The organism is Algibacter luteus, assembly GCF_900141715.1.
GTDB classification, from domain to species: Bacteria; Bacteroidota; Bacteroidia; order Flavobacteriales; family Flavobacteriaceae; genus Arenitalea; species Arenitalea lutea.
On the sequence record NZ_FQYK01000004.1, the window covers coordinates 338304 to 360107 of the forward strand.

Below are 21804 nucleotides of genomic sequence, written 5' to 3' on the forward strand. Positions count from 1 at the left end.
ATGAAAATAGGAATTGTTTGTTATCCAACATTTGGTGGAAGTGGTGTAGTAGCTACAGAGCTAGGTTTAGAACTTTCTAAACGCGGACATGAAATACATTTTATTACCTACAATCAACCAGTACGTTTAGAATTAATAAGCAATAACGTGCATTACCATGAGGTTACCGTTCCTGAATATCCATTATTTCATTATCAACCCTATGAATTAGCTTTATCTAGTAAATTGGTGGATATGGTTAAGCTACATGATATTGAAATTCTTCACGTGCATTATGCCATACCGCATGCTTATGCTGCATATATGGCGAAAAAAATGCTTCAAGAAGAAGGTATTAATGTGCCAATTGTAACGACACTGCATGGTACTGATATTACTCTTGTTGGAAGTCATCCTTTCTACAAATCAGCTGTAACTTTTAGTATTAATAAATCTGATGCTGTTACTACTGTTTCACAAAGTTTAAAAGATGATACCTTACGTTTATTTGATATTAAGAATGATATACACGTAGTTTCAAATTTCATTGATTTAGAAAAATACAATCATAAGTTTACCGATTGTCAAAGAGGAATGATGGCTAATGATGATGAAAAAATCATAACACACATTAGTAATTTAAGGCCTGTGAAGCGCGTTCAAGATGTGATCAGTATCTTTTACAACATTCAAAAAGAAATACCTGCAAAATTGATGTTTATTGGGGAAGGTCCTGAGAAAGAAAAAATAGAACTCCGTTGTCAAGAATTAGGTATTTTAGATAAAGTTGTATTTTTTGGAAGGAGTAATGAAATAGATAAAATATTATGTTTTAGTGATTTGTTTTTGCTGCCTTCGCAAACAGAGAGTTTTGGTTTAGCGGCTTTAGAAGCCATGGCTTCTGGTGTTCCTGTTATTTCGAGTAATTCAGGTGGATTACCTGAGGTGAATATTCATGGTGAATCAGGATTCTTAAGTAATGTTGGAGACGTTGAAGACATGACTAAAAATGCCATGTATATTTTAAGTGATGAAGAGCGTTTAAAAGCGTTTAAAAAATCAGCAAGAAAAGTGGCTGAAAAATTCGATTTACATGCTATTGTCCCACAGTATGAAGCCATCTATGAGGACACATTAGCAAAGTGCATGGTTTTATAGATCTATTTATAGATATAATTAAAACATAAAAAAGCACCAAGATATGGTGCTTTTTTTATGTTTAGAATATTAGAATTGGTAACGAATACCAAGTGCAATATCAAAATCCAAATCATTGTTGTTATATGTGTCATCGCCAAAACCAATTTCTGGTCTAAAGTCCAATGACAACAATAAAGGAATGTCAAAATTGTATTCTATACCAATATCTCCTGCAGCGAAAATAAAAGTATCATCAATATCTTTTCCACCCGGGTTGTCAAAACTAAAAGAGCCTAAACCTCCACCTACACCAGCGTACCAGTTAAAGCCTCCATCTAAATTCCAAACCCATTGGTATAAACCTGCTAGTTTAAAACCATCGTAGTTGTTCCCGTCTCTCCAACCTAAATCGACTTCTAAACGATTGTTATCGCCTAAAGCATGCTGATAAGATATTTCAGCGCCCAGACCATCGCTATCGCCTAATCGTAGTCCAATGGCATTTTCTGCAATGTCTTGTGCATTCGATGTTAAAACAAATCCTAATACTGTTAATGATAATAAAAATACTTTTTTCATAATTTAAAGATTTTAGATTGTTGTTCTATATACGGTCTTTGTCATTAAATAGACCACTTAGTAATAATCTATTTAACTTTACAAAAATAACGCCAATTTTGTCTATATATTTACGCTAGTAATATATTTTTTAATTAATGTCTTTAAAAGCTTTAAAATCAGAACTATCGGGGGAATTGTATGATGACAATTTAATCAAATCAATTTATGCCACTGACGCGTCAGTTTATAGAAAACTGCCATTCGCTGTAGCTTATCCTAAAAATAATGACGATTTAAAACAATTAATACAGTTTGCAAAGGCAAAAAACACCTCATTAATTCCAAGAACTGCTGGAACATCTTTAGCTGGACAATGTGTTGGCGACGGAATAATTGTAGATGTTTCAAAGTATTTTACAGACATTATTAATTTTGATGAAAAAAATAAAACCATTACCGTTCAACCTGGAGTGGTTCGCGATGTGTTAAATAATTACCTCAAACCTCACGGATTGTTTTTTAGTCCGAATACCTCCACATCAAATCGATGTATGATTGGAGGAATGGTAGGCAACAATTCTTCAGGAACAACTTCTATTCAATATGGTGTTACTAGAGATAAAGTGTTAGAAATGCACACTATTTTGAGCGATGGAAGTGAAGTTGTTTTTGGTGAATTATCAAATGATGAGTTTCAAGAGAAGTTAAAGCAAGATGATTTAGAAGGGCAGGTTTACAAGACGATTTTTGAAGAATTAAAGTCTGAAGCAGTACAAAAACAAGTTTTGAATCATTTTCCGAAGCCAGAAATACATCGAAGAAATACAGGTTATGCTATTGATGAATTGATTGCAACTAAAGTGTTTTCAAATTCTAATAGCAAATTCAACATGTGCAAATTGCTTTCAGGAAGCGAGGGTACTTTGGCTTTTACAACACAAATTACACTTAAATTAGATAAGTTGCCACCGCAAGAAGCTGTCATGGTGGCAGTTCATTTTGATAGTATTAAAAATTGCATGCAAGCAGTAGAATCATTAATGGAACACAACCTATACGCTTGCGAAATGATGGATAAAACCATCTTAGACTGTACAAAACACAATAAAACCCAGCAAGATAACAGGCGGTTTATAATTGGAGATCCCAAAGCGATTTTAATGTGCGAAGTCAGGGCTGAAACTATTGAAGAGGTTGATAAACAGGCTCAAAAATTAGTAAATACCATTGAATCTACTGGCTTAAGTTATGCCTTCCCAACACTTAAGGGCGATAATATTAATAAGGCCAATGAATTGCGTAGCGCAGGTTTAGGGCTTTTAGGTAATATTATCGGAGATAAAAAAGGCGTGGCTTGTATTGAGGATACCGCTGTGGCCTTAACCGATTTAGCCAATTATATAAACGAGTTTTCCGAGCTCATGCAAAAGCATAATCAAGATGCTATTTATTATGCACATGCTGGAGCAGGGGAGATTCATTTAAGACCCATATTAGATATAAAAAAATCTACAGACGTTCATCTTTTTAGACTGATTACCACTGAAGTAGCACAATTAGTAAAATCTTATCGAGGCTCTATGAGTGGTGAACATGGCGATGGTATTGTTCGCTCAGAGTTTATCGAATTCATGATTGGTCAAGATAATTACAACATTTTAAAGCGCATAAAATTTGTATTTGATCCAGAGAATATATTCAATCCAGGAAAAATTGTCAATGCATTACCAATGGATGCGAACTTGCGCTACGTAAGTGATAGACAAGAACCTGAAATTGAAACCCTTTTAGATTTTTCAAAGTCTTTAGGCATTTTGAGAGAGGCTGAAAAATGTAATGGCTCTGGAGATTGCCGCAAGCTTCCTGAATTTGGCGGCACCATGTGCCCTAGTTATCGCGCTACCAGAAATGAGAAAGACACCACACGAGCAAGAGCGAATGCCTTACGTGAGTTTTTAACGAACTCTGAAAAGATAAACAAGTTTAATCATACCGAACTAAAGGATGTATTCGATTTATGTTTAAGTTGTAAAGCCTGCAGTAGCGAATGCCCAAGTAGTGTTGATGTGGCAAGTTTAAAAGCGGAATTTCAATATCAATATCAAAAAGAAAATGGCGTTCCTTTTCGTTCAAAACTATTCGCATATAATAACAGATTTAATGGCATAGGAAGCAAAGTACCTAAGCTTTCAAATTTTGTGTTTTCAAACCCGATTTTAGCTTCATTAATAAAGAAATCAATTGGAATTGCGTCAAAACGAAGTCTACCTTTAATTTCAAATATAAGTTTAGATAAATACCTTAAAAGTATTGATAGTCAGATATATAATAAAGATTATATAAAAAAAATTTATCTGTTTAACGATGAATTTACGAATCATTTAGATACATCAATTGGAATAGATACTTTAGAACTTCTAACAGCATTAAACTATCAAGTTGAAGTGGTAAAAAATGAAGAATCTGGTCGGTCTTTTTTATCAAAAGGTTTGCTAAAGCAAGCTAAAGATTTTGCAAATAAAAATGTATCTATCTACAAAGATTTAATTTCAGAAGACACGCCGCTAATTGGTATTGAACCTTCGTCTATATTAACGTTTAAAGATGAATACTTAAAATTAGCAGATGATAAAACTTCTGCAGAAGCGATAGCCAAACATTGCTTTTTAATAGAAGAATTCATTCAACAAGAAATAGACTTAGGCAACATAACTCCTGATCAATTCACAACTCAGGAGCAAACAATTAAATTTCATGGGCATTGCCATCAAAAAGCAAGCTCTAATCAATTATCCAGTTTTAAGGTATTAAATCTTCCAAAAAATTATAAAGTAACTATTATTCCGAGCGGATGTTGTGGTATGGCAGGAAGTTTCGGATACGAAAAAGAGCATTACGAGGTGAGTATGCAAATAGGCGAGCAAACGCTTTTTCCTGCAGTTAGAAAAGCATCTCAAGACACGATTATTTCAGCAAATGGCACAAGTTGTAGGCATCAAATAAAGGACGGAACACAGCGTGAAGCCAAACATCCAATCACCATTTTAAAAGAAGCACTTTTGTAGTCCAGCAATTAGAACTATAATTATTTTAATAATGACACTCGAAATTTGTAAAGAAATAATAAAGTGAAATGTAATTTCATTTCCTTATTAATTGTATTAGCTTTATTTTAGCCAAAAATTATAATTATGGCTGGAAATTCCTTCGGAAAAATATTTAATTTAACAACTTACGGCGAATCTCACGGACCTGCTTTAGGTGGTGTTATTGATGGATGTCCTTCGGGAATTGCTTTAGATTTAGACGCGATTCAAGAAGAGTTGGACCGAAGAAAACCAGGTCAATCTGCTATTGTTACACAGCGTAAAGAGCCCGATACAGTTAAATTTCATTCTGGAATTTTCGAAGGTGTAACTACCGGAACTTCAATTGGTTTTGTTATTGAGAATACTAACCAGAAATCTCACGATTATTCGCATATAAAAGACAGTTACCGACCTAGTCATGCCGATTATACATACGACAAAAAATATGGCGTTAGAGACTATCGCGGAGGTGGTCGTAGTTCTGCACGAGAAACTGCTTGTCGTGTTGTGGCTGGCGCCATTGCAAAACAAATGCTTAAAGGCATTGAAATAAAGGCTTATGTTTCAGGAGTTGGAACCATGAAGTTAAACACACCTTATAACGAAATTGACCTGTCGCTCGTAGAGTCGAATATCGTGCGATGTCCAGATCTAGAAATGGCTAAAAAAATGGAAACATACATAAAAGAAGTACGCGGAAAAGGCGATACCGTTGGCGGTATTGTAAGTTGCGTAATTAAAAATGTGCCAGTAGGTTTAGGTGAACCCGTTTTTGATAAGCTACATGCCGAATTAGGTAAAGCAATGCTCTCTATAAATGCTGTAAAAGGATTTGAATACGGTAGTGGTTTCCACGGAAGTACTATGTACGGAAGTGAGCATAATGATGCCTTTAATAATGATGGTACGACAAAAACAAATTACTCAGGTGGTATTCAAGGAGGAATCAGTAACGGAATGGATATTTATTTTAGTGTAGCGTTCAAACCAGTCGCCACATTAATACAGAAATATGAAACTATCGATAAAGAAGGTAATACTGTAGAAATGCAAGGTAAAGGTCGCCACGACCCTTGTGTTGTGCCTAGAGCGGTACCTATTGTAGAAGCCATGGCTGCATTGGTATTAGCCGATTTTCATTTAATAAATAAGCTTTATAATTAATGTATTTTATTGTGGTTTTTTACCGCGATGTTTCCAGCGCTTATGTGTCCAGAAATAATACTCAGGAGCTTCTTGAATCTGCTCTTCAACGCGTTTTAAATAAAGATTTGTAATATCGAAATCTTTGTAGTCTTTAGTATTTCTAATGATATCTGTAAAAGTGGCTTCATAATGTCCGCGTTTTACTTTTTTAACTTTTAAAAAAAGCGAAACCATATCCAATCGTTTAGTTAAAATTTCTGCACCAACATGCACAGGAACTTCAGTTCCCATAAATTCTTGCCAATAAATAGCTCTACTAAGTTTAGGCGATTGGTCAAAAACAAAACCATTAAGTGTTAATTCGTTGTCTTGTTTGGCTTTTATAAGCGTAGGAAACGTTTCTTTAGTTGTTATTAAATAGCTGTTGTATTTTGCCCGTATACGTTTTACTAGTGCGTCAAAATATCTATTACTTAGTCTTTTGTAAACCGCATACCCTTTGTGTCTAACGTGTGTTTGTAAAATAAAAACCCATTCCCAACTGGCATAATGCCCCATAAATAAAACAATACTTCTATTTTCTTTTTCAAGTTTATGAATCTCGTTTACATTAGTAAAAACATATCGCTTATGCATTTCAGCCTCCGAAATAGTAATCGATTTAATAGCTTCAAACATCATATCACTTAAATGATGATAAAATCGCTTCCTGATCAAAGCTATTTCTTCAGAGGTTTTTTCAGGGAATGATAATTTTAAATTTTCGGTAACTACTTTCTTCCGATAGCCTATGATATAATACAATATCACATAAAAGACATCGGATAAAAAATATAATAATCTAAAAGGCAATACAGATATGACCCATAAAATGGGATAAACCAGAATATAAACTAGAAATTGCATGAATTAGTTTTAGATTTGTGGGACAAAAGTACATGAAATTTTTCATTCAAAATTTAGCATAAATAGAAGAAATATATGTTAATTTGATAATAAACGTTTATACCCTATGGGCAAGTTAGATTTAGTAACAATGATAATAATTGCAGCAAATGTGATTATCTCTTATAAAGGATTTAGTGATTACAGTTTTTTTGAAAAATATAAGTTTCAAGTAGGGAGTGTGCAGCGTGGTGAACAAATAAGATTGTTTAGTTCTGGTTTTCTACATGCCGATACACAACACTTGTTATTTAATATGTTAAGTTTATACTTCTTCGCAGACGTTGTTATTGATCTTTTAAACCCTTTTCAATTTTCACTTATTTACTTAGGGAGTTTATTGTTAGGAAGTTTGTTATCCCTTTATTTTCATAAAAACGAATATCATTATAGCGCCGTTGGAGCCAGTGGAGCCGTTAGTGGCATTATTTATTCTGCTATACTTTTGCAACCGGGAATGAAATTATTATTCTTTTTTATTCCAATACCAATTCCTGCTTATCTCTTTGGAATTGGTTATTTGTTATATTCTATTTACGGGATGAAAAATAGAATTGGAAATATTGGTCATGATGCGCATTTTGGTGGCGCCGTGGGCGGTTATTTAATTACCTTAATACTTTCACCTTGGCTATTTAAAACCAACTTACTTATGGTGGTCTTGTTAGCTATTCCTATTATTTTGCTTTTTGGCTTAAAGAAAATGGGTAAAATGTAATATTTAAAGTGTTAATTTTCTGAATTGGCATAGCTATTGAAATTATAAGTATGTTGAGTCGATATATTTAATATTAAAATATTGATTATCAACATTTTAAAAAATTGCTTTTATTAATAAAATAAATGGTCTAATTTGTTTTCTGACAGTTTGACCTAATAAGATATATGAAGAAATCAAAATTTACAACTCTTGACAGTTTGTCATTACAGGAATTTGATGAAAACTCAGAATTAATTCCGTTAATGACACCGGAGGATGAAGAAGCTATAAATAACGAAGAATTACCAGAAACTCTACCAATTCTATCGTTAAGAAATACGGTGTTATTTCCAGGAGTGGTTATCCCAATTACTGCAGGACGAGATAAGTCTATAAAACTTATAAACGACGCCAATAAGGGAGGAAAAGTTATTGGAGTCGTGGCTCAAAAAGATGAATCAGTTGAAAACCCTTCAGCAAAAGAAATTCATGAAACGGGAACTGTAGCTAGAATATTACGAGTTTTAAAAATGCCAGATGGCAACGTCACAGTAATTATACAAGGAAAAAAGCGTTTTAAAGTAGCCGAAGTTTTAACTGAAGAACCTTACATGAATGCTACCATTAGAGACATTCCTGAAGCCAAACCTGCTTTAAAAAATAAAGAATTCACGGCAATTATTGACTCAATAAAAGATTTGGCCTTAGAAATCATAAAGGAAAGTCCAAATATCCCTAGTGAGGCTTCCTTCGCGATAAAAAATATAGAAAGTAATTCATTTTTGGTCAATTTCGTGTCTTCAAATATGAATCTTTCAGTAGCTGAAAAGCAAGAGCTTTTAGAGATTAACGATCTGAAAGAACGTGCTTTAGCGACTTTAAAATACATGAATGTTGAGTTTCAAAAATTAGAACTTAAGAATGATATTCAGTCTAAAGTTCAAATGGATATGAGCCAACAACAACGTGAGTATTTCTTGCATCAGCAAATGAAAACCATTCAAGAAGAATTGGGTGGTGTAAGTCATGATGAGGAAATTGATGAAATGAAGGCTAAGGCTAGCGAAAAGCTTTGGGACGAAAAAGTGGCTAAGCATTTCGAGAAAGAAATTGCAAAGTTACAACGCATGAATCCCCAGGTTGCCGAATACTCAATTCAAAGAAACTATTTAGAGTTGTTTTTAGATTTACCATGGAATGAGTTTAGTGACGATAAATTCGACTTAAAGCGTGCCATGAAAATCTTAGATAGAGATCATTTTGGTTTAGAAGATGTAAAACGCAGAATTATAGAATATCTAGCTGTTTTAAAGCTTCGTAACGATATGAAATCTCCAATCTTATGTCTTTACGGCCCTCCAGGAGTCGGTAAAACATCTTTAGGAAAGTCTATCGCAGAGGCTTTAGGACGAGAGTATGTGAGAGTATCTTTAGGAGGTTTAAGAGATGAAGCTGAAATTCGCGGACATAGAAAAACATACATTGGCGCTATGCCAGGGCGAATTATCCAAAGTCTTAAAAAGGCTGGAACGTCAAATCCTGTTTTTGTTTTAGATGAGATTGATAAGTTATCCAATTCGCATCAAGGCGATCCATCTTCTGCGATGCTAGAGGTTTTAGATCCAGAACAAAATAACGAGTTTTATGATAACTTTTTAGAAATGGGTTACGACCTTTCTAAAGTCATGTTTATAGCAACATCAAATAGTTTATCAACCATTCAACCAGCCTTATTAGACCGAATGGAAATTATAAATGTTACAGGGTATACCATTGAAGAAAAGGTAGAAATTGCAAAACGCCATTTGTTACCAAAACAGCTTAAAGAACATGGTTTAACCGATAAGCATTTAAAGATTGGAAAGCCACAATTAGAAAAGATTGTTGAAGGCTATACCAGAGAATCTGGAGTTCGTGGACTGGAAAAACAAGTAGCAAAAATGGTGCGTTATGCAGCTAAAAATATTGCTATGGAAGAAGAATACAATATTAAAGTTACAAACGAAAATATAATTGAAGTATTAGGAGGTCCGAAATTAGAGCGTGATAAATACGAAAACAATAATGTGGCTGGTGTTGTTACAGGATTAGCTTGGACACGTGTTGGTGGCGATATATTATTTATAGAATCTATTCTATCAAAAGGAAAAGGAGCCATGACTATTACTGGTAATTTAGGTAAAGTCATGAAAGAGTCCGCCACAATTGCTATGGAATATATAAAGTCTAACGCTCAAGAATTTGGTGTAGATAGCACTATTTTTGAAAAGTATAATGTGCATATACATGTACCGGAAGGTGCTACTCCTAAAGATGGACCAAGTGCAGGTGTAACTATGTTAACTTCTTTAGTATCTTTATTTACACAACGAAAAGTAAAGAAAAGCTTAGCCATGACAGGTGAAATTACGCTTCGAGGAAAAGTGCTTCCAGTAGGAGGAATAAAAGAAAAGATTTTGGCTGCCAAACGTGCTAGAATCAAGGAGATTCTTTTGTGTGAAGACAACAGACGTGATATTGAAGAGATCAAGCCAGAATATTTAAAAGGACTTACTTTTCATTATGTATCAGACATGAGCGATGTCATAAAAATAGCAGTAACAAAGCAAAAAGTAAAGCATGCCAAAAAATTATAGTTTTATTTTTCTTTTTATTGTCTTGTGTACTTCTGTAGTGAATTTACAGGCACAGACTAAAATAGCCTATAAAGATGTACTCTTAAATGGAAAACCAGCAAGATTAAATTTGTCAACCGGAGAGTTTATTTTTATTGGGTCTGACGGAAATGATTCTATCGTAAAGGCAAAACGACCTGATGAGGATTATTCAATAGAGCGATTAAATTATCACATTGTAGAACCTGGTGAAAACCTATTAGAAATTTCTGGTCAATATGGTCTTACATTGAGTGAAATTAAAGCAGCTAATAATTTAAAAACAACTTTAGTAAGTGTAGGGCAAAAGCTTAGAGTTCGAAATATTGAAGATGAAGACGTTAATAATTCAGAGAGTATATGGATAGTTTCAAAAGGGCATACGTTATACTATATTTCTAAAAAAACAGGAATAAGTGTTGAAACTATAAAACGCCTAAACGGATTAAAAGGTAATAACTTGGCTATAGGGCAAAAATTATATTTGAAATAGAAATATAAACTTCGAAAAAAATAAAAGATGCATGATACCGTTTTAGTATAGATTCATTTACTTTGCATCCAAAATATGCTAAAAAAAGTTATCACATTTTTTTGTTTATCATTAGCTTCTCTCACTATGGCTCAAGTAGGAGGTGAAACTACATACCAATTTCTTAATTTGGTTTCTTCGCCTAGACAAGCGGCGCTAGGTGGTAAAGTGCTAACTAATATTGATTACGACGTTACACAAGCCTTATTTAATCCAGCAACAATAAATGTTGAAATGGATAATCAATTGGCTTTAAATTATACAAGTTATTTAGGAGACATAGGTTATGGAACTGCATCTTATGCTTATACAATAGACAGAAGGACGCAAACTTTCCATGCAGGTATAACTTATATTAATTATGGCGATTTTGATGGATATGATGAAGCTGGAAACTCTACCGGAACATTTACAGGTAACGAAACCGCATTATCTTTTGGCTACGCCACACAAATTGATTACTCCGATTTTTATTTCGGCGCAAGCGTAAAGCTAATAACCTCAAAACTAGAACAATATAATTCTTTTGGAGCTGCTGCAGATTTAGGGATAATATACATTAATGAAAAATTAGACTTTAATGCAGCTCTAGTAGTAAGGAATTTAGGTTCGCAAATTACCACGTATGCAGGATTAAAAGAAAAAATACCTTTTGAGGTTGCATTTGGTATGTCGCAACGTTTAGAAAATGTGCCTATTCGGTGGCATGTAACACTTGAAAATCTTCAGGAATGGCCAATTTCAAGATCAAATCCAGCACGAACTACTAGCGACTTATCTGGAAATCAGTCTTCAGAAAAAATTGGTTTCCTTGGTCAAGTGATGAGGCATACCATAGTTGGAGCTGAAATTTTCCCTGAGGGCGGTTTTAATATTAGGTTAGGCTATAATTTTAGAAGAGGCGAGGAGTTAAGAATTGTTGATCAGCGGAATTTTTCTGGTTTGTCAGCAGGAATTTCTATAAAAATGAATAAAATGCGTTTTAGTTATACGCATGCAAAATATACAAGTGCGGCAAATTCTAATTTTTTCGGTTTACAAATTGATTTGCAATAAATCGTTTTTAAACTTATTACATTTTAAATTTGCATCCTTCAAACACAAGCAGCAATGAATAAAATTACAATCGCGATAGATGGTTTCTCTTCAACTGGAAAAAGCACCGTAGCAAAGCAACTTGCTAAAGCCTTAGGCTACATTTATGTTGATACAGGTGCCATGTATAGAGCGGTAACATTTTATGCTATGGATAGAGGGTTGATTAACGAAAGTGATTTTAACGTTGAGGCCTTAATTTATCAATTACCAAAAATTTCAATTAGTTTTAAGTTTAATGAAGCATTAGGTTTTGCTGAAGTGTATTTAAACGGAAAAAATATTGAAAAGAAGATTAGAACACTGGAAGTTTCAAGTTTTGTTAGTAAAGTTGCTGCTATTTCAGAAGTACGTCAAAAATTGGTTGAGCAACAGCAAAAAATGGGGCAGGATAAAGGCGTAGTTATGGATGGCAGAGACATTGGTACCGTAGTTTTCCCTGAAGCCGAACTTAAATTATTTATGACAGCTTCAGCTGAAACAAGAGCTAAACGTCGTTATCAAGAGCTATTAGAGCGTGGAGAACAAGTGTCTTATGAAGATGTATTGGCTAATGTACAGGAGCGGGATCATATTGATTCTACACGAGAAGATTCACCATTAACAAAAGCCAAAGATGCTATTGAGATAGATAATTCTAATATGACTTTAGATGAGCAATTCAATAAAATATTTCAGTTAGCAAATATGACTATTGAAGATTTGGAATAGCATCATTATAGATTACTGATAAATGTATTGCATAAAAAAAGAACCTTGACATCAAGGTTCTTTTTTTTTGTTTTTTTTATTCCTATAATTTTGGAATAACTAATTCTTGATCTGGATGAATTAAATCTGGATTCTTCAAGATATTCGTGTTTGCTTTAAAAATAGCATTATATTTTGATGCATTACCATAATAGTGCTTAGCTATTTTGCCTAAAGTCTCACCTTTTTTTACAGTATGTCTTGCATAAACACTATCGTCTGCAACCGTTATATTTGCCATAATGTCTTTTGGGTTTTCACCACCTATTTCTTTTATTTTATCCCAAAGAATGTCTTTTTCGTAAGGCGTACTAGCCATTCCTTTAATTTTAAGAACACCGTTTTCTTCAGTTACTTTACCATCTTTAATATTAAGTGCTTCCCCTAAGCTCAACACTTCTTGATACTTTGCTTTTACCATGATTTTGTAAATTTTTAATTGTAATTAATTGTTATCAACAATATAATAAAATATTCCAATGATTTGTAAAATATTACTTATTTAATTGCCACTAAATTTAAGACACATTTAGTTAAAAAAGTCACTGTTATTTTATTTTCTCATTTTTAGGTATTTATATCAATATTATGTATTTTTGCACTCCTTTTAGCGAATCGTCGGAAAGATAAAAGGAATGAAACTAAAAAATTATTTAACACTTCTGTATGTTAAACGCTTAAATTTTCCGAGACATAACAGAATACAAATGCGTTAATAAAGCGTTTTCACAAAGTTGAAATCTCTTTAAAATCGTAAAATTATTTAAATGGCTGAAAAAGCAAAAAAAGCTGAAGTTGAAGCAACTGAAGCAACAACAGCAGAAGCTCCAGTAGTATCTGAAGCAAAAGCAAACCCTGAAAAATTCTTAAAAGAGTTTAACTGGCACAATTACCAAGAAGGAATTGATGAGGTTGACGACAAACAATTAAAAGAATTTGAAAAACTAGTAGCAGAAAATTTCGTTGACACTTTAGATGACGAAGTAGTAGAAGGAACTGTTGTACACATAACAGATCGTGATGCTATTATTGACATCAATGCAAAATCTGAAGGTGTTATTTCTTTAAACGAATTTCGTTACAATCCAGACTTAAAAGAAGGAGACAAAGTAGAAGTATTAATTGATGTTCGTGAAGATGCAACAGGACAATTAGTATTATCTCACAGAAAAGCTCGTGTAATTAAAGCTTGGGACAGAGTTATTAAAGCAAACGAAACTGGTGAAATAGTTAATGGTTTTGTTAAGTGTAGAACTAAAGGTGGTATGATTGTAGATGTTTTTGGAATTGAAGCATTCTTACCAGGTTCTCAAATTGACGTTAAACCAATTAGAGATTACGACCAGTACGTAAATAAAACTATGGAATTTAAAGTTGTAAAAATCAACCACGAATTCAAAAACGTAGTAGTATCTCATAAAGCGCTTATTGAAGCTGATATCGAGATTCAAAAGAAAGAAATTATTGGTCAATTAGAAAAAGGTCAAGTATTAGAAGGTGTTGTTAAAAACATAACCTCTTACGGTGTATTTATTGATCTTGGTGGTGTTGACGGATTAGTTCATATTACAGATTTATCTTGGTCTAGAATTAACCATCCAAATGAGATTGTTGAGTTAGACCAGAAACTTAATGTTGTAATTCTTGATTTTGATGAAAACAAATCTAGAATCCAATTAGGTCTTAAACAATTATCTAAACATCCTTGGGAAGCACTTGCTGAAGAGGTGAAAGTTGGTGATAAAGTTAAAGGTAAAGTTGTAGTTATTGCTGATTACGGTGCATTTATTGAAGTTGCAGATGGTGTTGAAGGTTTAATTCACGTTTCTGAAATGTCTTGGTCTACGCATTTACGTTCGGCTCAAGATTTCGTTTCTGTTGGTGATGAAGTTGAAGCTGTTATCTTAACTTTAGATAGAGAAGATCGTAAAATGTCTCTTGGAATTAAGCAATTAAGCGCAGATCCATGGACAGATATTACAGGTAAATACCCTGTAGGTTCTAAGCACACAGGTATTGTACGTAACTTTACAAACTTTGGTGTTTTTGTTGAATTAGAAGAAGGTATTGACGGATTAATTTATATCTCTGATTTGTCATGGACTAAGAAAATCAAGCATCCAAGTGAATTCTGTAATGTAGGTGATAAGTTAGATGTTGTTGTATTAGAATTAGATGTTGAAGGACGTAAATTAAGTTTAGGTCATAAACAAACAACTGTAAACCCTTGGGATAAATACGAAACTGAATTCGCTTTAGGAACGACGCATACTGCTGAACTTTCTGAAATAGTTGATAAAGGTGCTACTGTTGCATTTAACGAAGATATCGTTGCATTTGTACCATCACGTCACTTAGAGAAAGAAGATGGAAGCACCCTTAAAAAGGGAGAGACTGCAGAGTTTAAAATCATTGAATTTAACAAAGAATTTAAACGTGTTGTAGCATCTCATACAGCCATCTTTAAAGAAGAAGAAATTAAGAATGTAAAAGCAGCTGTTAAGAAAGCGGCAAGTGCTGCTGCTGAAGCTAAACCTACTTTAGGTGATGCTAACGATGCTTTACAAGCTCTTAAAGATAAAATGGACGGTAAGAAATAATTTTCCCTGTCTAAATAAATAAAAAAGCCTTCAAGAAATTGAAGGCTTTTTTAATTCAATAAAATTGATTTGTTACTATTTGTATGGTAGTTAAATAATAGCAACTAAGTTTCATGCTACTGCGCCAGGGATAGTAATGAAAAGCCCACAGCAAGCCCGATGACAATTGGTAAAGGCTTGCGAGGACTTGTAATGGATAGCCCGACCCTTTGGGTGGCGCCATAATAAAGAAGAATTTAAGGTTTTTACTTATAAATTTTTACACTACCTTTGTACTCCAAATACGTTTGGATAGTATATGAGTCAAAAAGTTTTACTTAACGCAAAAGAGGTAAACATCATTCTTCATCGATTGGCTTGTCAACTTATTGAAAAACACAACGACTTTTCTAACACGGTACTAATTGGTTTACAGCCTCGTGGCATTTTTTTAGCTGATAGATTAGCTAAAATTTTAAAGGAAGACTACAAGGTTAAAAACATTAAATTAGGCTATTTAGACATTACTTTTTATAGAGATGATTTTCGTCGTGGAGAGAAGACACTTGAGGCCAATAAAACAAAAATTAATTTTTTAGTAGAAGATAAAAATATTGTTTTTATTGATGATGTTTTATATACAGGGCGTAGCATTCGTGCTGCATTAACTGCTATTCAATCGTTTGGGCGACCTAATGAAATTGAACTATTGACCTTAATAGATCGTCGTTTTAGTAGACATTTACCTATACAGCCAGATTATAGAGGCAGACAGGTTGATGTTATAAATAATGAAAAAGTGAAAGTAAATTGGATTGAACATGATAAAGAAGATTCAGTTTATTTAATTGAAAAATAAATAAATCAATGAGCGAATTAAGTGTGAATCACTTACTTGGAATAAAGTATCTTAATACACAAGATATCCAACTTATTTTTGAAACTACCGATCATTTTAAAGAAGTGATTAACAGACCCATTAAAAAAGTGCCTTCGCTAAGAGATATTACTATTGCCAACTTATTTTTTGAAAATTCTACAAGAACCAAATTATCTTTTGAATTAGCTGAAAAACGATTATCTGCTGATGTTATAAATTTTTCATCAGCACAATCATCGGTTAAAAAAGGAGAAACGTTAATCGATACAGTTAACAATATCTTATCTATGAAAGTAGATATGGTTGTGATGCGTCACCCAAATCCTGGTGCTGGTGTCTTTTTATCGAAGCATGTAAATGCCAGTATAATTAACGCCGGAGATGGCGCCCATGAACACCCAACGCAGGCGTTGTTAGATTCGTACTCTATTAGAGAAAAACTTGGTGAAGTTAAAGGAAAAAAAGTAGTTATTGTTGGTGATATTTTGCACAGTAGAGTAGCACTTTCTAATATTTTCGCACTTCAATTACAAGGGGCAGAAGTTATGGTTTGCGGGCCAAAAACCTTAATTCCGAAATATATTGATAAGCTTGGAGTAAAAGTTGAAACAAATTTACGTAATGCTTTGAACTGGTGTGATGTAGCAAATATGCTCCGTGTTCAAAATGAGCGTATGGATATTAGTTATTTTCCATCAACAAGAGAATATACACAACAGTTTGGTGTGAATAAAGATGTACTAAACTCACTTGATAAAGAAATTACCATAATGCACCCAGGTCCAATTAATAGAGGTGTAGAAATTACTAGTGATGTAGCAGATTCTAATCAGTCTATTATTCTAGAACAAGTACAAAATGGTGTAGCCATAAGAATGGCTGTTATTTATTTATTAGCATCAAAAATAAAACAATAGATTATGATCGTTGATCAAAAAGAAGGTACTACTATAATCACTCAAGAAAAAGCATCGATTATAGAGTTAGTAAAAAAGCTTCAGGTATTATATCCGAAGTATAAAAATGATAATATCATTATTGTTTTAACAACTTTAGATTTACTTAAAAAAACGGATGTCGCGGAGTTTTTAGAAGTTTCAAATACCCATCGAGGTGACAAACATTCTTTTGTTATCGTTTCTGATAAAATTGATCTAGATGTTGTACCAGAAGCACTTATTGTTGTTCCAACAATTCAAGAGGCTTACGATATTATTGAAATGGAAGATATGGAACGTGATTTAGGGTTTTAAAACATGACAGTATATCATCTTGCCCAAGTAAATATTGCAAAACGACTAGCACCAATGGATGATCCCATAATGCAAGATTTTGTTGATAATTTAGATAAAATCAATGCCATTGCTGATGTGAGTGATGGGTTTATATGGCGCTTAAAAGATGAAGATAAAGATGAAGCCGCCGCTGTTTTCCAAGATCATTCGTTAATCATCAATATGTCGGTTTGGACCGATATGGATGCGCTTTTTAAATACACCTATCATTCAGGACATATTGAAGTTTTTAAACGAAAAAAAGAATGGTTTAGTAAAATGAAAATGCTCCATATGGCATTTTGGTATGTACCAGAAGGGTATGAGCCAACCTTCCAGGACGCAAAAGACCGATTAGATTATATTAATACTCACGGCGAAACGCCTTTTGCGTTTTCGTTTAAAAGCAAATTTACTAAGCAAGACGCCATAAACTATAAACAGCTTACATAATGAAACTCTCTATTTTAGGCTGTTACAGCGCCACACCGCGCACATTAAATAATACAACCTCACAAGTATTAGAAATTAATAACCACATGTTTTTAATTGATTGTGGTGAAGGTACTCAGGTGCAATTGCGTAAACATAAAATTAAGTTTAATCGGATTAAGCATATTTTTATTTCGCATTTACATGGCGATCACTTTTTTGGTTTGGTAGGCTTAATTTCAACATTTAGATTGTTAACTCGCGAAACCGATTTACATATTTATGGCCCTAAGGGCATCAAAGAAATTGTGACGCTTCAAATGAAATTAGCCGATTCTTGGACAAATTATAATTTAATTTTTCATGAGTTGACATCAACTAAATCTGAATTGATTTTTGAAGATGAAAAGGTAGAAGTGCATACCATTCCATTAAATCATAGAGTTTATACGAATGGTTTTCTATTTAAAGAAAAAGAAGGCTTACGTAAATTAGATATCAATGCAGTAGAAAAGGCCAAAATAAATGTAGCTTATTATAGAAAACTTACTCAAGGGTTTGATGTAGAAAATGAAGAAGGAGAATTGATTAAAAATGAAACTGTAACATTTCCCGGAGCCAAACCCAAGAGTTATGCGTTTTGTAGTGATACGATGTATAAAGAAGATATTATACCAATTATACAAGATGCAGATGTGTTGTATCACGAATCTACATTCTTAGAACAACATGCACATTTAGCTGTTAGAACCAAACATTCCACAGCAAAAGAAGCCGCTAGAATTGCAAAAAAAGCTCAAGTAAGAACACTTATATTGGGACATTATTCTACAAGATACGATGGGATAGAAGGCTTTAAAAAAGAAGCGCTTAGCGTTTTTGAGAATGTGGAGTTAGCTGAAGATGGCAAAACTTTCGACTTTTAATCAAGGCAATAAGTGTAAAAGATGGATGTAAAAGTTAACTTAAATAAGTAAACTACATCTATAGCCATTTTTAACGCTGTTCACAAAAGTCTTTAAACCTTTCAAGCCATTTATCAACCTGTTTTTTAAATAATGATGGAAATAGTTTCGCAATAAGCTTCACAACAAATCCTTTTAACTCTGTATACTCAATTTCTGATGTTAATCTGGTTTCACAATCGTTTATGGCCACAAAGTTACATAGCATTGTGTTCGACATGTTTTTATGTTCATATCTAGCATAAAATGAATGAGGCAAATTGTTTTCTATAATCGTTTCCAATAAATCGAATTTTTTATAAATTAACTTAGACTTAGATCCTGCTTGACCCTTTTCACCGCTAAGATGCTCTATTTTAACAAATCCCTTCTGTGAATATTTTAATGCTTCAGGGGCTTCGAAACACGCCGCTACCACTTCAATAGGTTTCAAAATATGGATGTCGCAGTTAAATTTCATAGTCTAATATTTTCTTAAAGATATTAAAAATTTCTTTCTACATTATTTTAAAAAACCCGTAAATTGCAACAGTATGGAAAAGGATTTAAGTCATTATAGAAAGTCTTACGAGAAAAGTGAACTACTTTTAAGTGAAGTACCTGAAAACCCAATGGAATTATTTCAAAAGTGGTTTTATGAAATAGACAGTCATTTTACTGAAGATGAAACTAATGCCATGACTCTTGCAACGATAGGGCTTGACGGTTTTCCAAAGAGTAGGGTGGTGTTACTTAAAAAATACACTTACGAAGGCTTTATTTTTTACACAAATTACAATAGCGAAAAAGGCAAAGCCATAGAAGCCAATCCAAACGTATGTTTATCTTTTTTCTGGCATGGTGCTGAACGCCAAATTATCATTAAGGGACAAGCTGAAAAAATCTCTGAAAATTTAAGCGATGGTTATTTTGAATCTCGACCTCGAGGCAGTCAATTAGGTGCGCTTGTTTCATACCAGAGCGATGTTGTATTGGACAGACAATCACTTGAAAAAAGGCTCTTAGAATTAGAAGCTGAGTACGAAGGCAAAGAAATACCTAGACCAAAACATTGGGGTGGCTTTATCGTAAAACCTGTTGAAATTGAATTTTGGCAAGGTAGACCAAATAGACTTCATGATCGAATTCGATATCAACTTCAGAGAGACTATAATTGGCTCATAAATCGATTATCTCCATAAAAATCAGACGAAATACTTATTAATTACTTTCTAAATTGCATTTTAACGATTAAAAACATATTTAATCGATGAGTGACATGTTTTTAATCGATTTTAACATTTCCTTAACATTCACTTCGGGTTAGTCTGCTAATTTTACAGAACCAAATCTAAAATGCTTAACCTATGAAGCTACTTACCAAGCTGCCTGTATTGGCATTGTTGGCTGTGTTTACTTTGTCTTCTTGTACAACAGATAACCTTAGTGATAAAGCCGAAGCGATAGAATTAAGTCTTGTTGCGAAAGAAGCAAAATCTATTGAAGTAGAAATATTAGAACTTATAAATAATCACAGATTATCTGAGGGGTTAAACCCATTACAAGAAATGGATATTGTAAAATCTGTAGCCTTTAGTCATACCGATTATATGGTTGACAATGATGAAGTTTCTCATCATAATTTTTACACAAGAAGTAATTATTTAAAATCTAATGCTGGCGCAAAGTCTGTTTCAGAAAATGTAGCCTTTGGTTATAGTTCTGCTGAATCTGTAGTAAGGGCATGGATTAAAAGTGAAGCTCATAAAGAAAATTTAGAAGGAGACTACACTAATTTTGATGTATCAGCAGAAAAAAATGCCGATGGTAGATGGTATTATACCAATATTTTCATAAAAAAATAATAGTGTTTAAAATTATATTAAACACTTATAAAGAATAACCGTGAATAGTACTGATTAATAGCTTAAGATGAAAATTTATCGGTTATATAATAATTTAATTATTATTAATTTAACTTTAGGAAAAAATCCTCTCTAACGAGAGGATTTTTATTTTTATATCGAATACGGCAGTGAATAGATGCCCTTTCTTATTTATCTTAATAAATAAATTGATACAACTTGAAACCTTTTAAAATTGTATTCTTTCGCTTTTATCATTACTTCAGGCTAGATAAAATGCTCGTCAATTGAATTGAGATACCTTTTGGTATATCCTCAAATCTATAATAAACCTCCAATTTAAAATGTATTAACCGCTACATTGATAAACTAAAAAAACCTTTAAAACAAGTAATAACTTGTTTTAAAGGTTTTTAATATTTTATTAATAATAAGAGTATTGTAACTTAAAAATACTCTCTGGGGTATACAACACTAAGAATAAAATAATATACCTTCCTATTTTTTAATAATTCTTTTGGTTATTGATTCTTTATCAGTATTAATTTGAAGAATATATACTCCGCTCTTAAATTTTCTAAAATCAATTTTATTGTCATTAGTTTCAGATACTAACTGACCTAAACTATTGTAAACTCTTGCAGACATTATATTTTCAGCTTTATCAATGTAAAGCAAATCGTTTACAGGATTCGGATAAACATGAACGTCTTGTAATGCAAATTTATTAGCTGATAAAGTAGTACTAGAAACTATTAAATCATCAAAACCTATAACAAATTGAGCGTTAGAGCCAGTTACTATAAATGATGTTACACCAGTCCAATTCAAATTTACCGTTCCTCCTGAATACCCAGTTTGCACGACCGCTGAGTTACTACCTCCAGTAGGTGTGAATGTCAAGGTTATTGGTGGACCAGTCACCGCGATAATTGATGTAATATCTACAGCTTCACTAAAACTAAATACTAAATCGGTGCTAGGAGTAGAGGGTTCAGAACTATCAATTGAACTAGAAATAACATTGCCAGTAGAACCATCTTGTGCGGCACCGCTAGCTACACCTACAGAGTTAAAACCTGCAATAGTAAATGTTGTGGTAATTCCATCAATGGTTTGAGTAACATTATCACCATTGTCTATTGGAGCAGCTGTGGTAGCATCCCAATCAAATGTTGTTTGTGCTTTTAATGTAGCTATTATAAAAAAAGCAATAATAAATGTAATTTTTTTAATCAT

21 protein-coding genes are annotated in these 21804 nt (G+C 33.1%); 16 read left to right on the forward strand and 5 right to left on the reverse strand.

Annotated features, from left to right (window positions below; all coding sequences use genetic code 11):
* Entirely contained in the window at positions 1-1137 is a 1137-nt protein-coding gene (bshA, locus tag BUA46_RS09945) for an N-acetyl-alpha-D-glucosaminyl L-malate synthase BshA (protein WP_019386403.1), read from the forward strand.
* Between the two features lie 69 nt (positions 1138-1206).
* Here the strand turns inward: bshA and BUA46_RS09950 are convergent, their stop codons facing one another.
* Entirely contained in the window at positions 1207-1698 is a 492-nt protein-coding gene (locus BUA46_RS09950; protein ID WP_019386402.1) for a hypothetical protein, read from the reverse strand.
* A 137-nt stretch (positions 1699-1835) separates the two neighbouring features.
* On the opposite strand from BUA46_RS09950, the gene BUA46_RS09955 reads away from it, so the two are divergent.
* Positions 1836-4745, forward strand: a complete 2910-nt coding sequence (locus tag BUA46_RS09955) for an FAD-binding and (Fe-S)-binding domain-containing protein (protein ID WP_019386401.1) — start codon at positions 1836-1838, stop codon at positions 4743-4745.
* Between the two features lie 126 nt (positions 4746-4871).
* Positions 4872-5933, forward strand: coding sequence for a chorismate synthase (gene aroC, locus BUA46_RS09960; protein WP_019386400.1), 1062 nt, complete (start codon positions 4872-4874; stop codon positions 5931-5933).
* Positions 5934-5939: 6 nt separating this feature from the next.
* Here aroC and BUA46_RS09965 read toward each other — a convergent pair whose 3' ends face one another.
* A complete protein-coding gene (locus tag BUA46_RS09965; RefSeq protein ID WP_026009914.1) occupies positions 5940-6821 on the reverse strand; it encodes a lysophospholipid acyltransferase family protein in 882 nt (293 codons plus the stop codon).
* Between the two features lie 106 nt (positions 6822-6927).
* Here BUA46_RS09965 and BUA46_RS09970 point away from each other — a divergent pair, with 106 nt between their 5' ends.
* From BUA46_RS09970 to cmk, 5 genes are all read left to right on the forward strand, one after another.
* Complete coding sequence (locus BUA46_RS09970; protein ID WP_019386398.1) at positions 6928-7578, forward strand: rhomboid family intramembrane serine protease; 651 nt, start codon at positions 6928-6930, stop codon at positions 7576-7578.
* Positions 7579-7745: 167 nt separating this feature from the next.
* Positions 7746-10196 carry an endopeptidase La gene (gene lon / locus BUA46_RS09975; protein ID WP_019386397.1) on the forward strand — a complete coding sequence of 817 codons (2451 nt, stop codon included), beginning with the start codon at positions 7746-7748 and terminating at the stop codon, positions 10194-10196.
* Positions 10180-10707, forward strand: a complete 528-nt coding sequence (locus BUA46_RS09980) for a LysM peptidoglycan-binding domain-containing protein (RefSeq protein WP_019386396.1) — start codon at positions 10180-10182, stop codon at positions 10705-10707. The genes lon and BUA46_RS09980 overlap by 17 nt, the downstream gene beginning before the upstream one ends.
* Positions 10708-10782: 75 nt before the next feature.
* Positions 10783-11802: a type IX secretion system protein PorQ gene (gene porQ / locus BUA46_RS09985; protein WP_019386395.1), complete on the forward strand. Its 1020-nt coding sequence runs from the start codon at positions 10783-10785 to the stop codon at positions 11800-11802.
* Positions 11803-11856: 54 nt separating this feature from the next.
* A complete protein-coding gene (gene cmk, locus BUA46_RS09990) occupies positions 11857-12552 on the forward strand; it encodes a (d)CMP kinase (protein WP_019386394.1) in 696 nt (231 codons plus the stop codon).
* Positions 12553-12634: 82 nt separating this feature from the next.
* Here the strand turns inward: cmk and BUA46_RS09995 are convergent, their stop codons facing one another.
* Positions 12635-13012, reverse strand: a complete 378-nt coding sequence (locus tag BUA46_RS09995) for a LysM peptidoglycan-binding domain-containing protein (RefSeq protein WP_019386393.1) — start codon at positions 13010-13012, stop codon at positions 12635-12637.
* 346 nt (positions 13013-13358) lie between these two features.
* On the opposite strand from BUA46_RS09995, the gene rpsA reads away from it, so the two are divergent.
* The 6 genes from rpsA (at position 13359) to BUA46_RS10025 (ending at position 18682) form a co-directional block, all read left to right on the forward strand.
* Positions 13359-15191: a 30S ribosomal protein S1 gene (gene rpsA, locus BUA46_RS10000; protein ID WP_019386392.1), complete on the forward strand. Its 1833-nt coding sequence runs from the start codon at positions 13359-13361 to the stop codon at positions 15189-15191.
* Between the two features lie 298 nt (positions 15192-15489).
* Positions 15490-16029, forward strand: a complete 540-nt coding sequence (pyrR, locus tag BUA46_RS10005; protein ID WP_019386391.1) for a bifunctional pyr operon transcriptional regulator/uracil phosphoribosyltransferase PyrR — start codon at positions 15490-15492, stop codon at positions 16027-16029.
* A gap of 8 nt (positions 16030-16037) precedes the next feature.
* Positions 16038-16967 carry an aspartate carbamoyltransferase catalytic subunit gene (locus tag BUA46_RS10010; protein ID WP_019386390.1) on the forward strand — a complete coding sequence of 310 codons (930 nt, stop codon included), beginning with the start codon at positions 16038-16040 and terminating at the stop codon, positions 16965-16967.
* A gap of 3 nt (positions 16968-16970) precedes the next feature.
* Positions 16971-17303: a hypothetical protein gene (locus BUA46_RS10015; RefSeq protein ID WP_019386389.1), complete on the forward strand. Its 333-nt coding sequence runs from the start codon at positions 16971-16973 to the stop codon at positions 17301-17303.
* 3 nt (positions 17304-17306) lie between these two features.
* On the forward strand, positions 17307-17777 hold the full coding sequence (locus BUA46_RS10020) for a DUF3291 domain-containing protein (RefSeq protein ID WP_019386388.1): 471 nt from the start codon (positions 17307-17309) through the stop codon (positions 17775-17777).
* On the forward strand, positions 17777-18682 hold the full coding sequence (locus tag BUA46_RS10025; protein ID WP_019386387.1) for a ribonuclease Z: 906 nt from the start codon (positions 17777-17779) through the stop codon (positions 18680-18682). The genes BUA46_RS10020 and BUA46_RS10025 overlap by 1 nt, the downstream gene beginning before the upstream one ends.
* Positions 18683-18752: 70 nt before the next feature.
* Here BUA46_RS10025 and BUA46_RS10030 read toward each other — a convergent pair whose 3' ends face one another.
* Positions 18753-19181, reverse strand: a complete 429-nt coding sequence (locus BUA46_RS10030) for an SRPBCC family protein (protein WP_019386386.1) — start codon at positions 19179-19181, stop codon at positions 18753-18755.
* 73 nt (positions 19182-19254) lie between these two features.
* Here BUA46_RS10030 and pdxH point away from each other — a divergent pair, with 73 nt between their 5' ends.
* Positions 19255-19902: a pyridoxamine 5'-phosphate oxidase gene (pdxH, locus tag BUA46_RS10035; protein WP_019386385.1), complete on the forward strand. Its 648-nt coding sequence runs from the start codon at positions 19255-19257 to the stop codon at positions 19900-19902.
* 165 nt (positions 19903-20067) lie between these two features.
* Positions 20068-20565: a CAP domain-containing protein gene (locus BUA46_RS10040; protein WP_019386384.1), complete on the forward strand. Its 498-nt coding sequence runs from the start codon at positions 20068-20070 to the stop codon at positions 20563-20565.
* A gap of 498 nt (positions 20566-21063) precedes the next feature.
* Here BUA46_RS10040 and BUA46_RS10045 read toward each other — a convergent pair whose 3' ends face one another.
* The gene (locus BUA46_RS10045; RefSeq protein ID WP_019386383.1) at positions 21064-21804 is read right to left on the reverse strand and encodes a T9SS type A sorting domain-containing protein; all 741 of its coding nucleotides are present in this window, start codon (positions 21802-21804) and stop codon (positions 21064-21066) included.